Below are 12243 nucleotides of genomic sequence, written 5' to 3' on the forward strand. Positions count from 1 at the left end.
GAGCAAGCTCCCATCTGTCCGCTCGACTTGCATGTATTAGGCACGCCGCCAGCGTTCGTCCTGAGCCAGGATCAAACTCTCCGATAAAGTAGTTTGACTGACTACGCACATTGCTGTGCGATTTATTAAAAATGAACTAACAGGTACGTTTTGTCTTGTTTAGTTTTCAAAGATCATTACTGCCGCTTAACGAAGCAGCTTTATTACTATAACATTTAGCTTCTTTTAAGTCAACAACTTTTTTCAAAGCATTTAATGAAGCTTTTAATTGTTGTCAGCTGTTTATCAGCGACGAATAATAATATATCACGGATATTATCAAAAGGTCAATACCTAATTTAAGCTGCATGTGAAGAGACATTTTATCGGTTATATTCAATTGGCCATGCTCATAAGATGTAATACAAGAATGATGGACAAGATAAGGAGGCATCATCAGTGAATCACTTCTATGTGTGGCACATTAAACGAGTGAAACAATTTATCATTATACTTATCGCCGCATTTGCAGCAGCCAGCTTTTTTTATATCCAAAGAGCTGTCCCGCTTCCCGTGTTTTCAACAGACACCGGACCTAAAGCCATTTATAAAGGAGAAACAGCTTCGAAAGACATTGCCCTTACTTTTGATATCAGCTGGGGTGATGAGAAAGCAGAACCCATTCTTAATACCTTGAAAGCAAACGGGATTAAAAATGCGACGTTTTTCCTTTCCGCTTCTTGGGCAGAACGCCACCCCGACACAGTAGCGCGTATCGTAAAGGATGGCCATCAAATAGGGAGCATGGGCTACGCCTATAAAAACTATGCCAATTTAGAGAGCAGCGAAATAAAAAAGGATATTAACCGTGCGCAAACTGCTTTTGAAAAGTTAGGGATCAAAGACATACAGCTATTAAGACCTCCTACAGGACAATTCAATAAGAATGTTCTCACGGTCGCAAAGCAATACAATTACACAGTCGTTCATTACAGTGTAAACTCTCAAGATTGGACAAATCCCGGGGTTGAAAAAATCATCGACAATGTGACCAAGCAAGTTTCAGGAGGCGACATTATTCTTTTACACGCCTCCGACTCGGCAAAACAAACAGAAGAAGCGCTGCCTGATATCATCCATCAGCTGAAAGAAAAAGGATTAAAAAATGTAACCGTAGGTGATCTCATTGCAAATTCTGATGCCAAATCCGCAGAGGTAAAGTAATTTACTTCGCTGCAAACTTCGGCAGCATCAGCAATTGGAAAGCATTGCACGCCATTAACGGAAAAAGCATTAAATAAAGCCAGTCCTCATCATTTACTCTTAATGCAGGGAACCATTCTAATGCAGTAATCACAACCATCAAAAACAACGATGACACAAACGTTTTTCTAGAGGACTGCTTTTGCTTTATATAAGCTGTAATCACCCCAAAGATCAACAATAATACCGGTAACCACGCATAACCAGCCATCGATTCTCCGCTCTCTCCAAAAAATAAAAAACGTATGTACATGAGATCAAAAGCAACAAACAGGATGAAAAATAACTGAAGCAAATTCCACAATGATGAGGATCTTAATATCTCAAGTGCAAACCGGTGAACTGTTAAAAACACGAAAAAGCCCATTTGGCTGATCACACTGAAAATCATGCCTACTCCGATAAACCAAAATAAAACAGAGAAAATCTGTCCCGCTTCGAAAGCAAGAAACAGTCCCTTATATTCTCCCCATTTTAAAGCAAAACCCACAATACTCGTGATAAGCGCTCCGACAGCTAAAATAGAAAAGAAAAAACGAACTAGACCACGGCTTTTCATTTCTTTATTCATCCCCTCAAAAATCGCAGACCGCGATATTTTGTTATGTATAAATCCAAACAGATGAATCATATTAAAAGTAAGACAAGTATGTGAAAGGAGCTTAAGCATGTCAAAAGCCAAAACGCTATTGATGAGCTGTTTTTTGTTATTATCTGTAACAGCTTGCGCTCCAAAAGACCAAGCAGCGGATATGGACTATGATCAGACCAAAAAAATGGTTGTTGATATATTAAAAACTGATGATGGAAAGAAAGCCATTAAGGAATTATTAAACGATGATGCGATGAATGAAGCGCTGGTGATTGACCAAGATGCGATTAAAGGAACAATAGAAAAAACACTCACCTCTAAAAAAGGTGAAGAATTTTGGAAAAACATCTTTGAAGACACTGATTTTGCTGAAGGCTTTGCCAAAACTCTTCAGACTGAGCATGAAAAAGTGATTAAAAAACTGATGAAGGATCCGGATTACCAGAAGATGCTGATGGGCGTTATGCAGGATCCGGGCATGAATAAAAAGTACAGCGAACTTGCAAAAAGCCAAGAATTCCGAAGTTATTTAGAAGAGGTTATTAACGAAACACTTTCTAGCCCGCTTTACAAAAAACAGTTCGAAGATGAGCTGAAAAAAGCAGCAAAAGATACTGCCAAAGAAAGTGAATAAAGGGAAGGCCGGGATATAGAATCCCGGTTCGCCCTTTTTATACTGACATTTTTGCGATTATTTTTTTTGCAATATCCTGATATATTTCTCCGATGGGATGATTTTCTTCATAAACAGACGGAGCAAATTGATCCTTATCCCAATCAGGCTGTTTCAACGGGATTCTGCCGAGCAAAGGCACGTTTAGTTCCTCAGCTAGTTTATCTCCGCCGCCTTTACCAAAGACATATTCTCTTTCCCCAGTCTTTGCGCTTTCATAGTAAGCCATGTTCTCTATGACACCAACAACCTCATGATCAGTTTTAATCGCCATAGAGCCCGCTCTGGCCGCGACAAAAGCAGCTGTTGGATGCGGCGTCGATACGATGATTTCTTTGCAGCTCGGAAGCATTGTATGTACATCGAGAGCAACGTCCCCTGTCCCAGGCGGAAGATCAAGAACGATATAGTCTACTTCTCCCCACTCTACCTCGTGGAAAAAGTTATTCAGCATTTTGCCAAGCATCGGGCCTCTCCATACGACGGGTGCATTTTCTTCTACGAAAAAGCCCATTGACATCACCTTTACCCCGAAGCGTTCAACAGGAAGAAGTTTCTCTCCCTCAATGGTTGGACGCACAGTGATACCCATCATATCCGGCACACTGAAGCCATAAATATCAGCATCAATTAAACCGACCTTTTTCCCAAGACGAGCCAGAGAAATAGCAAGGTTTACTGACACAGTAGACTTGCCTACGCCGCCTTTTCCGCTTGCTACAGCAAGAAAGACTGGCGGGTTATCCATATTTAACAGTGTTTTTTTCTCAGCTGACGGCGCCCGGAATTTAGCAACCGTTTCTTCCGGCAGCTCTTCAAATCGAAGGCCGACCGTCTCAGCGCCTGCCCCTTTTAAGACGTTTACGATCTCTTGCTGAATCTGCATTTGCTCTGCAGTTCCGGTTTTGGCAAGAGCGACTTTTACACTGACATGCCGTTTTTCAGGCTTTATTTTAATTTCCTTAACGGCATCCAATTCTCCCAAAGGTCTTTGAAGAAAAGGTTCGCGCATTTCACCGATTAGTTTTCTTACTTCATCTTCTCTTATCATCGAACCTCACCCTTTTGTGTATTCGTTTACAATCATTATTATATCATACATAAATGGCGGGTGTCTTATGCTTAGAACCATACGAAAACCCTCCTTTACTCAGGAGGGTCTCCTTTTTCTGTGAAATATCGCAAAATGCCTTTATATATGGAAGATGCCACCTTGTCCTGGTATTTCGGTTTCCCGAGCAGCATTGCTTCGCTTGGATTGGATAAAAATCCGACTTCTACAAGCGCCCCCGGTTTGGTGACGTTTTGCATTAAGTAGATACCATGAATCCGCTTTGCCTTCCGGGTTGTGTTTTCCAGGTTTCTTCTCAATTCATCCTGAATGTATTTTGCGACTTTCTCATTTTCCGCATATTTTCCGTAATAAAAGCTTTGGGCTCCGCTCCACTTTTGTGATGGAATCGCATTGAGGTGAATGCTGATATAGAGTTCAGCCTCTGAATGGTTTATTAATTTGACTCGCTGTCTTAAGTCTTCCGCTTTTCGTCTGCTGTAGCCCTTCGTTCCTTCTGGAGCGAGATCGGTATCACTTTCCCTGGTCATGATGACAAGCGCTCCTTGTTCCTGAAGGTAATCCCTGACCCTAAAGGCCACTTCCAAGGTTACATCCTTCTCTAACATCTTTCCGCCGACTGCTCCGCCGTCAGGCCCGCCATGACCTGGATCTAGATATATAATTTTCCCGCTCAAGGGCAGGCTCCACGGCTTCCAAGAATCGTTATTGCTGAACTGATACTTGAATAGAAATAGTAATACGATGAAGCCTAGCAAAAAACTGAGCCATTTAAGCTTTTTCCTCATCCCTTCCCCTCCCGCTTGTCCGTTATTACATAACTATGGGACAGGGTCGGGAAATATGATTATCGCATGCGAAGCTTACACTGTTTTTCTCTTTGGACAAATCCCTCTGTCCACCAGTCTTTAATGAACTTGCATGCTACTTCATAGACCGTATTTTTATCAAATGTTGCGTATTGCTCGTGTATCCAATTATAAAGATAATCAAAAAACTCCAGACGAAGCTCTTCTTCTTCTCTTGCTGAGCGCGCACTGATGCTCTGCATGGATTCTCCGTAATAGCCGAATATCCCAAAACGTCCGCCTAACAAATAAGCTTCTATAGCAAAATCAATACAGCCTTCGCTAATAATATCTCTTTCATCATGTAAAAACGGAAATAATGGTTCCAGACAGTCTTTAACAGACTGAATGATTTGCCTCAGAGAGAGTTCTTTGAGCAAGTTCTTTTCTAATTCAAAATCCTTTTGGCGTTTCACATCCATAAAAGACAGTACCTCTGCCATACAAATTCACTCTCCTTTTACCGGTTATTTTGAGGTTTGGATGGTGAAACCATGCCCGAATTCGGTTGGAAATTCGCCCAAATGAAGGTGCAGAGATTGATAAAAAGAAGAGGATTTAGCAGCTTTCTACAGGGTTCAGAACAAGAGTTCTGCAAGCGATTACTAAAAAAGCAGCTCCTCTAATAGGTCGCTGCTTTTCATAATTTCACGCTTCTTGTTGCAGAATATGTATGAATATATTGGTCCAATACAAACCCGCCTTTATCTTCATAAAAACCAGTGACGATAAAACCGGCATCAATTTGGCCCTTGATTTGGTCTTCTAGGGAATGGCCGAATTCCAGAGCCTCATTATTTTCAATCAGTTTTTTCACTTTATGTTTTGGAAGATCTTCTGAGTCGGCATATGGAATGGAGTGTTTTACTTTTAGAATACCTTGCTGTTCTAACTCTACATCAAACAGGAATACGACTGGATTTACAAAACCTGAAATTAGGGCGCCGTTTCTTTTTAGTACTCGGTGCGCTTCCTTCCAGACCGGGAGGACATTCTCAACAAAAACATTGGCAACAGGATGTACAATGACGTCAAATGATTCATCCTGAAATTGACTGAGATCGTCCATGCTTCCTTTGACAGTATGTATTGTGAGGCCGTCGCGTTCAGCAACCATTCTATCCTGGTCCAGCTGTTTTTCCGAGTTATCTAATACAGTGACATCCGCTCCTGCAGCTGCCAAAATCGGACCTTGCTGGCCGCCTCCTGATGCTAAACAAAGCACCTTTAGTCCTTTGACAGGGGGAAACCAATCCTTCGGAACATCTTTCATTGGTGTTACCCTTATATCCCAATTGCCTTTTTTCGCTTGTTCGATGACATGCTGCTCAGCAGCAACAGTCCATTCATTGCCTACTTCTACTTTTTGATCCCAGGCTTTGCTATTATGTTTTAACGCATTCATGAATCGTTCTCCTTATTTTATTGTATAGAGTATAACAAATATTTCTAGATTGATATCGCTTTCCCTTTGCATATTTAGAAAAAAATTCATAAAAACGCAAAAAAATCACAAAGGAGATATGTGATTTACGTCAAAAGATTTACACTTATCTCATCAAATGATGTCATTAGTGAAGAACTAATATTCATCCGGACAGGTGAAGAATCAGCTGTGAGATTGAACAGGTGGGAGACCGGTTGTTAAAATGAACTGGATTGGCGACATGGCCATTAAAAACTTTGACCACCTTTCCAATCATCATTCAAGTAAATTAGCTGGTAATGAAAGATACCATGATTATTACAACAGGGCTGTTTATAATCAAGCAATTTGCTTAGACTTCATTAAGCGTTCATTTATTTATTTTTACTGAATGCGGGGGTGTGCCAAGAATTGCATATGGGCATTTTATGAAAATAAAAAAGCTCCCAACACAGGGTCGAGAGCTTTGAAAACGTAAAATTAACGTTTTGAGAACTGAGGTGCACGACGAGCGCCTTTAAGACCGTATTTTTTACGTTCTTTCATACGAGCGTCACGAGTCAGAAGACCTGCACGTTTAAGAGTTGTACGGTATTCTGGATCTGCTTCAAGCAAAGCACGAGCGATACCGTGACGGATTGCTCCAGCTTGACCAGATAAGCCGCCTCCATGTACGTTTACTAAAACATCATAAGTGCCAGCTGTTTCAGTCAAAGTTAATGGTTGTTTGATATCTTCGATTAGAGCTGGAGATGGGATGTGCTCGCTGATTTCACGATTATTAACGACGATACGACCTTCTCCTGGAACTAAGCGCACACGCGCTACAGAGCTTTTACGACGGCCAGTACCGTAATATTGAACCTGTGCCAAATTGGTAACCTCCTTTTTAATTAACCGCGAAGTTCGTAAACTTCAGGTTTTTGTGCTTCATGTGGATGCTCAGAACCACGGTATACGTTCAATTTTTTGAACATTTGACGACCTAGAGAACCTTTTGGAAGCATGCCTTTGATAGCTAGCTCAAGCATTTTCTCAGGGTAGTTTGTACGCATTTCAAGAGCAGTTCTTGATTTTAATCCGCCTGGATGTTGAGTGTGACGGTAGTAGATTTTGTCAGTTAACTTTTTACCAGTTAACTCGATTTTTTCAGCGTTGATGATGATCACATGATCTCCAGTATCAACGTGTGGTGTGTAAGTTGGTTTGTGTTTTCCGCGAAGGATAGCTGCAACTTCTGAAGAAAGACGACCTAAAGTCTTGCCAGCAGCATCAACAACTAACCACTTGCGTTCAATAGTACTTGCGTTAGCCATAGGTGTTGTACGCATTGAATTTCCCTCCTAAATGATCTGTCATTTTCAATAAACTTCGATTACGTTCTATTTCACAACACAATAAGTTCCGGGGCTTATCGTGGGGTTGAAATACATACCATATGATATCTTATAACTTTATGCAGACTCTGTCAAGAAAATATTATACACCTGGTTTAGTTGTCATAGTAAACGTTCCATAAATATAGCCCATGCCCCGGTGCTGTGCGCCCTGCCGCTTCGCGATCCTTCGCTTCCAGCATGGATTTCACATCTTCGGGAGAAATTTTTCCAATACCTGCATCAAGCAAAGTACCCGCAATAATTCTGACCATATTATATAAGAAACCGCTGCCTGTGATCCGCATTTGCAAACCGTCATCCGTCTCAGTCCAATCAAGATCGTAAATCGTTCTTACCTTGTCCTGTACTTCTGTTTTAGTCGCGCAAAAGCTTGTAAAATCATGTGTCCCTATAAGATGCTTTGCCGCTTCTCTCATGTTCTGCACATTAAGGTGATATGAAAAATGGTAAGCGTAATGCCGTTTAAATACGTCCGGGTGTTTCTCCGTGTATACAAAGTAGCGATATTCTTTTTTGACTGCGCTAAATCGTGCATGGAACCCATCATCCGCAATTTCTGCCTGTTTGACTGCGATATCGTCCGGAAGCAGTGCATTTAAGGCATACGGCCATCTCTCCGTCGGGATAGACAGCGAAGTATCAAAATGAATCACCTGTCCGGCTGCGTGAACCCCGCTGTCTGTTCTTCCTGACGAAACGACCGGAATTCTGTCTTTCGACTTATGCAGGACAGCCAAAGCCTGCTCAAGTTCATCCTGAACCGTTCTTTTGCCCGGCTGCACCTGATATCCATTAAACAAATGTCCGTCATAAGAAATCGTGCATTTCAGTCTCATACAGCACCTCTAAGTCCTTAAGAAAAATAACAAAGCAGCCAAAATCATCAAGCTGACGATGACAGAAGTGTCTTTTCCTGTCCATACCAGCTTTCTGTATTTCGTACGTCCCTCTCCGCCTTGATAGCCCCTTGCTTCCATTGCCACAGCAAGCTCTTCGGCGCGTTTGAATGCACTGACGAAGAGAGGGACAAGAAGCGGGACAATAGCCTTCACTCTGTCTTTGACAGGTCCGCTTGTAAAATCAACGCCTCGCGCCATCTGAGCCTTCATGATCTTATCTGTCTCCTCCATCAAGGTCGGAATAAACCGCAAAGAAATTGACATCATAAGAGCGAGCTCGTGAACAGGAAGCTTTATTTTTTTCAATGGATTCAGCAGCTGCTCCATTCCATCAGTAATCTCAATCGGTGTTGTCGTCAGCGTTAATAGGGTCGTGATTAAAATCAGATAGACGAATCTAAGAGAAATGAATATCCCTTGAACCAAACCGCCCTCGTAGATTTTGAAAACGCCTAATTGAAAGATAACCGGACCTTCATGTGTCATTAAAATGTGAAGCAGGAACGTAAATAGGACAATCCAGATGATAGGCTTTAACCCTTTCATTAAAAAAGAGAAAGGAACTCTTGTTAATGAAACGACGCCCACTGTAAATAATCCAAGCAGCGCATATGTCTGCACATTATTGGCTAGGAATACGATACAGACAAATAAAAAGATCGTGATAAGTTTTGTTCTGGGGTCAAGCCGATGTACAAGTGAAGAGCCCGGTACATACTTGCCGATAATCATGCTGTCCATCATAAGGGCTTCTCCCCCTGAAAAAGAGCACGGATTTCAGCAGCGGCATCTTCAATTGTGAGCATAGGCTCTTTAAATCTGACACCTAGTGCAGCTTCCAGCTGTCTTTGGAATTTTATCGTTTCCGGAAGATCCAGCCCCCAGCCAGCCATCTCTTCACCTTTTAAGAACAAATCACGCGGACTGCCTGATGCTTGGATCGTGCCTTTATGCATGACAATCATTTCATCAGCGTATGCAGCTGCATCCTCCATGCTGTGTGTCACAAGGATCGTTGTCAGGTTCCCCTGTTGATGAAGCTCATAAAACATGTCCATAATCTCTTTTCGCCCTCTTGGGTCCAATCCTGCAGTCGGTTCATCAAGAACAAGCACTTCAGGATCCATTGCAAGTACGCCGGCAATCGCAACTCTGCGCATTTGCCCTCCACTTAATTCAAAAGGCGACCTGTCCAGAAGCTCTTCTGATAAACCTACAAGCTTCAGCATCTCTCTTGCCCTTTGTTCAGCATCCTCTTTTTTCACACCAAAATTCATCGGTCCGAACGAAATATCTTTTAGAACTGTTTCTTCGAATAATTGATGCTCAGGAAATTGGAAAACGATTCCGACTTTTTTACGAAGGGTTTTCAGCTCTTTATTCTTTTTCCCTGCCTGAATAACAGTGCTGCCTAGTGATATCTGTCCCTTCGTCGGCTTCAAGAGACCGTTCAAGTGCTGAAGAAGAGTGGACTTACCAGAGCCTGTATGCCCGATAACGGCTACGTAGCTGCCTTCTTTAATCGATGCATTGATATCATACAGTGCAAGGCGCTCAAACGGCGTCTTCATCTGATAACGATGCTCTACATCTTTGATTGTAATGTCCATAGCTCTTTCACCAGCCCTTCCTGGGTCAAATGATTTTCTTCCAAAGCCAGTCCATATTCTCTTAAAATCTGGCTAAGCTGGAATGAGAAGGGTAAATCAAGCCCGATTTGAACAAGTTCCTTATTCAATTTAAAAATCTCTTCAGGCAGCCCTTCGGCATATTTTTTACCGCCATTCATGACAATGATTCTGTCTGCTTTTGCTGCCTCATCCAGATCATGTGTGATGGAAATGACAGTCGCCATGCCCTGCTCCTTTAAATGTCTTACCGTTTCAAGCACTTCTTCTCGCCCGATCGGGTCAAGCATAGATGTTGCTTCATCTAAGATAATAATATCAGGACGTGCGGCAATAACCCCCGCAATCGCAACTCTCTGCTTTTGGCCTCCGGAGAGATGGTGCGGCTCTTGATCGAGAAAATCTTGCATATTCACCTGTTTTACTGCCCAGTCTACTCTCTCAATCATTTCTTCCCGCGGTACACCATTGTTTTCTAAACCAAAAGCCACATCATCGCGAACTGTCGTTCCGACAAATTGGTTATCCGGATTTTGAAAGACCATACCTATTTTCTTACGCACTTCCCAAACCGAATCCTCTGTCAATTGAATCCCGGCAACCTTTATGTCGCCTGATTCAGGAAGGATTAAACCATTCAATGCCCGAGCCAGTGTTGATTTCCCTGAACCGTTATGGCCTACAATTGCAAGCCATTCACCCTCATACACCTGCAGGGAGACGCCGTCTAGTGCTCGTCTTTCTGCGTCTTTCCGATATCGAAAAACGATATCCTCTACCGATATCAACTGATTTTGATTCATGGAAAACCGGCCTCCTCTCAGCTAATGCTCTGCTTTTCTCTCTATATAAAAAGTTGCAGTATCTAAAAAAAGGGCATAGATCCAGTTAGAAACTGTCCCGCCCTTCTTTAGATACACAAAAAATATGTGATTAAACCAATTCGATAATTGCCATTGGTGCTCCGTCACCACGGCGAGGACCAAGCTTCATAATACGTGTGTATCCACCTTGGCGCTCCTCGTAACGAGTTGCAATGTCAGAGAATAATTTTTGAAGTGCATCTTGGTTATTTTCTTCGTTTGCAACCTCGTTGCGGATGTATGCAGCAGCTTGACGGCGAGCGTGAAGATCACCGCGTTTGCCAAGCGTGATCATTTTTTCAACTACAGAGCGAAGTTCTTTCGCACGTGTTTCAGTTGTTTCGATTCTTTCGTTGATGATCAAATCAGTTGTAAGATCACGAAGCATAGCTTTACGCTGTGCACTCGTACGTCCTAGTTTTCTGTATGACATGTGATGTCCCCTCCTTTATTGAAATGCTGTATCTGAATAATAAACACACGAAAATCCTAGTTCACAAGGGAAACTAGTCAATCGTCTTTGCGAAGTCCGAGTCCAAGTTCTTCTAGTTTCGCTTTCACTTCTTCAAGTGATTTGCGTCCTAGATTACGAACTTTCATCATATCTTCTTCCGTCTTGTTCGCAAGCTCTTGAACCGTGTTAATACCCGCACGCTTTAAGCAGTTGTAAGAGCGAACAGAAAGATCCAATTCTTCAATTGTCATTTCAAGAACTTTCTCTTTTTGATCTTCTTCTTTTTCAACCATGATTTCAGCATGCTGAGCTTCGTCAGTTAAACCAACGAATATATTAAGGTGTTCAGTTAAAATCTTTGAACCAAGCGCAATGGCTTCTTTCGGTCCAGTGCTTCCATCAGTCCAAACATCAAGTGTAAGTTTATCATAGTTTGCAACTTGGCCTACACGAGTGTTCTCTACCTGATAAGATACACGAGAAACTGGCGTATAGATAGAATCGATCGGAATCACGCCGATTGGCTGATCGTCTCTCTTGTTTGCGTCAGCAGGCGTATACCCACGTCCTCTTTGAGCAGTAAGGCGAACTCGGAAACTCGCATTCTCACCAAGAGTTGCGATATGAAGATCAGGATTTAAGATCTCTACATCACTATCGTGTGTAATATCAGCTGCCGTTACAGTTCCTTCGCCCTGTACATCAATTTCTAGCGTCTTCTCTTCATCAGAGTAGATTTTCAATGCAAGCTTTTTAATGTGTAAGATAATCGTTGTAACATCTTCCACAACGCCTTCAATTGTCGAGAATTCGTGCAGTACACCATCTATCTGGATTGATGTTACAGCGGCACCAGGGAGTGAGGATAAGAGGATACGACGTAAGGAGTTACCCAGAGTTGTACCATATCCACGCTCAAGTGGCTCTACGACAAACTTACCAAATTTGGCATCGTCGCTGATTTCAACCGTTTCGATTTTTGGTTTTTCAATCTCGATCATTACTTAAAACCCTCCTTCAAAACGTCGAAACCTCGAATAGAATCATATGAGATTCCATCCGAAATTCCCCATTGTTTAGTCCCGTATGTGCTCAGGCAACGAGTCGGTGCATTCGTTTCATAAATAACTGTATCATAACCCATTA

Annotated in this window: 15 protein-coding genes and 1 rRNA gene; 2 read left to right on the plus strand and 14 right to left on the minus strand. The window is 42.2% G+C overall.

The window, feature by feature from the left end; all coding sequences use genetic code 11:
- Window positions 1-87 (minus strand): 16S ribosomal RNA (locus tag CVV77_RS20850); the annotation flags it as partial.
- A gap of 351 nt (window positions 88-438) precedes the next feature.
- Between CVV77_RS20850 and pdaB the strand changes: the two genes are divergently transcribed.
- Window positions 439-1203 (plus strand): polysaccharide deacetylase family sporulation protein PdaB, encoded by a 765-nt coding sequence (pdaB, locus tag CVV77_RS20855; RefSeq protein ID WP_019257289.1) that lies wholly within the window; start codon window positions 439-441, stop codon window positions 1201-1203.
- A gap of 1 nt (window position 1204) precedes the next feature.
- On the opposite strand, the gene kbaA is transcribed toward pdaB, so the two are convergent.
- The gene (gene kbaA / locus CVV77_RS20860) at window positions 1205-1801 is read right to left on the minus strand and encodes a KinB-signaling pathway activation protein (protein WP_100276416.1); all 597 of its coding nucleotides are present in this window, start codon (window positions 1799-1801) and stop codon (window positions 1205-1207) included.
- Between the two features lie 109 nt (window positions 1802-1910).
- On the opposite strand from kbaA, the gene gerD reads away from it, so the two are divergent.
- Window positions 1911-2468 carry a spore germination lipoprotein GerD gene (gene gerD, locus CVV77_RS20865; RefSeq protein ID WP_003241955.1) on the plus strand — a complete coding sequence of 186 codons (558 nt, stop codon included), beginning with the start codon at window positions 1911-1913 and terminating at the stop codon, window positions 2466-2468.
- 37 nt (window positions 2469-2505) lie between these two features.
- On the opposite strand, the gene salA is transcribed toward gerD, so the two are convergent.
- The 12 genes from salA to CVV77_RS20930 form a co-directional block, all read right to left on the minus strand.
- Window positions 2506-3558 carry an iron-sulfur carrier protein/transcriptional regulator SalA gene (salA, locus tag CVV77_RS20870; RefSeq protein WP_100276417.1) on the minus strand — a complete coding sequence of 351 codons (1053 nt, stop codon included), beginning with the start codon at window positions 3556-3558 and terminating at the stop codon, window positions 2506-2508.
- A gap of 95 nt (window positions 3559-3653) precedes the next feature.
- Complete coding sequence (gene cwlD, locus CVV77_RS20875) at window positions 3654-4367, minus strand: N-acetylmuramoyl-L-alanine amidase CwlD (protein ID WP_003241959.1); 714 nt, start codon at window positions 4365-4367, stop codon at window positions 3654-3656.
- Window positions 4368-4426: 59 nt separating this feature from the next.
- Window positions 4427-4870, minus strand: coding sequence for a YbaK family protein (locus tag CVV77_RS20880; protein ID WP_100276418.1), 444 nt, complete (start codon window positions 4868-4870; stop codon window positions 4427-4429).
- A gap of 197 nt (window positions 4871-5067) precedes the next feature.
- The gene (locus CVV77_RS20885; RefSeq protein ID WP_100276419.1) at window positions 5068-5832 is read right to left on the minus strand and encodes a class I SAM-dependent methyltransferase; all 765 of its coding nucleotides are present in this window, start codon (window positions 5830-5832) and stop codon (window positions 5068-5070) included.
- A gap of 501 nt (window positions 5833-6333) precedes the next feature.
- Entirely contained in the window at window positions 6334-6726 is a 393-nt protein-coding gene (rpsI, locus tag CVV77_RS20895) for a 30S ribosomal protein S9 (protein WP_019257285.1), read from the minus strand.
- 20 nt (window positions 6727-6746) lie between these two features.
- Window positions 6747-7184 (minus strand): 50S ribosomal protein L13, encoded by a 438-nt coding sequence (gene rplM, locus CVV77_RS20900; RefSeq protein ID WP_003241966.1) that lies wholly within the window; start codon window positions 7182-7184, stop codon window positions 6747-6749.
- Window positions 7185-7345: 161 nt separating this feature from the next.
- A complete protein-coding gene (gene truA, locus CVV77_RS20905; protein WP_100276420.1) occupies window positions 7346-8089 on the minus strand; it encodes a tRNA pseudouridine(38-40) synthase TruA in 744 nt (247 codons plus the stop codon).
- Window positions 8090-8098: 9 nt separating this feature from the next.
- A complete protein-coding gene (locus CVV77_RS20910) occupies window positions 8099-8896 on the minus strand; it encodes an energy-coupling factor transporter transmembrane component T family protein (protein WP_019257284.1) in 798 nt (265 codons plus the stop codon).
- On the minus strand, window positions 8893-9762 hold the full coding sequence (locus CVV77_RS20915; protein WP_100276421.1) for an energy-coupling factor ABC transporter ATP-binding protein: 870 nt from the start codon (window positions 9760-9762) through the stop codon (window positions 8893-8895). Before CVV77_RS20915 ends, CVV77_RS20910 begins: the two co-directional genes overlap by 4 nt.
- Window positions 9738-10583 carry an energy-coupling factor ABC transporter ATP-binding protein gene (locus tag CVV77_RS20920; RefSeq protein WP_100276422.1) on the minus strand — a complete coding sequence of 282 codons (846 nt, stop codon included), beginning with the start codon at window positions 10581-10583 and terminating at the stop codon, window positions 9738-9740. Before CVV77_RS20920 ends, CVV77_RS20915 begins: the two co-directional genes overlap by 25 nt.
- 130 nt (window positions 10584-10713) lie before the next feature.
- Complete coding sequence (gene rplQ, locus CVV77_RS20925) at window positions 10714-11076, minus strand: 50S ribosomal protein L17 (RefSeq protein ID WP_003225836.1); 363 nt, start codon at window positions 11074-11076, stop codon at window positions 10714-10716.
- A gap of 77 nt (window positions 11077-11153) precedes the next feature.
- On the minus strand, window positions 11154-12098 hold the full coding sequence (locus CVV77_RS20930) for a DNA-directed RNA polymerase subunit alpha (RefSeq protein WP_003225835.1): 945 nt from the start codon (window positions 12096-12098) through the stop codon (window positions 11154-11156).
- Window positions 12099-12243: the final 145 nt, after the last annotated feature.

Source organism: Bacillus sp. SN1 (genome assembly GCF_002796895.1).
GTDB lineage: Bacteria > Bacillota > Bacilli > Bacillales > Bacillaceae > Bacillus > Bacillus inaquosorum.

Coding starts and splice junctions, on each gene's coding strand:
- kbaA (WP_100276416.1), bottom strand. CDS start 1,801: ATGAAAAGCCGTGGTCTAGTTCGTTTTTTCTTTTCTATTTTAGCTGTC.
- gerD (WP_003241955.1), top strand. CDS start 1,911: ATGTCAAAAGCCAAAACGCTATTGATGAGCTGTTTTTTGTTATTATCT.
- salA (WP_100276417.1), bottom strand. CDS start 3,558: ATGATAAGAGAAGATGAAGTAAGAAAACTAATCGGTGAAATGCGCGAA.
- cwlD (WP_003241959.1), bottom strand. CDS start 4,367: ATGAGGAAAAAGCTTAAATGGCTCAGTTTTTTGCTAGGCTTCATCGTA.
- CVV77_RS20880 (WP_100276418.1), bottom strand. CDS start 4,870: ATGGCAGAGGTACTGTCTTTTATGGATGTGAAACGCCAAAAGGATTTT.
- CVV77_RS20885 (WP_100276419.1), bottom strand. CDS start 5,832: ATGAATGCGTTAAAACATAATAGCAAAGCCTGGGATCAAAAAGTAGAA.
- rplM (WP_003241966.1), bottom strand. CDS start 7,184: ATGCGTACAACACCTATGGCTAACGCAAGTACTATTGAACGCAAGTGG.
- truA (WP_100276420.1), bottom strand. CDS start 8,089: ATGAGACTGAAATGCACGATTTCTTATGACGGACATTTGTTTAATGGA.
- CVV77_RS20910 (WP_019257284.1), bottom strand. CDS start 8,896: ATGATGGACAGCATGATTATCGGCAAGTATGTACCGGGCTCTTCACTT.
- CVV77_RS20915 (WP_100276421.1), bottom strand. CDS start 9,762: ATGGACATTACAATCAAAGATGTAGAGCATCGTTATCAGATGAAGACG.
- CVV77_RS20920 (WP_100276422.1), bottom strand. CDS start 10,583: ATGAATCAAAATCAGTTGATATCGGTAGAGGATATCGTTTTTCGATAT.
- rplQ (WP_003225836.1), bottom strand. CDS start 11,076: ATGTCATACAGAAAACTAGGACGTACGAGTGCACAGCGTAAAGCTATG.
- CVV77_RS20930 (WP_003225835.1), bottom strand. CDS start 12,098: ATGATCGAGATTGAAAAACCAAAAATCGAAACGGTTGAAATCAGCGAC.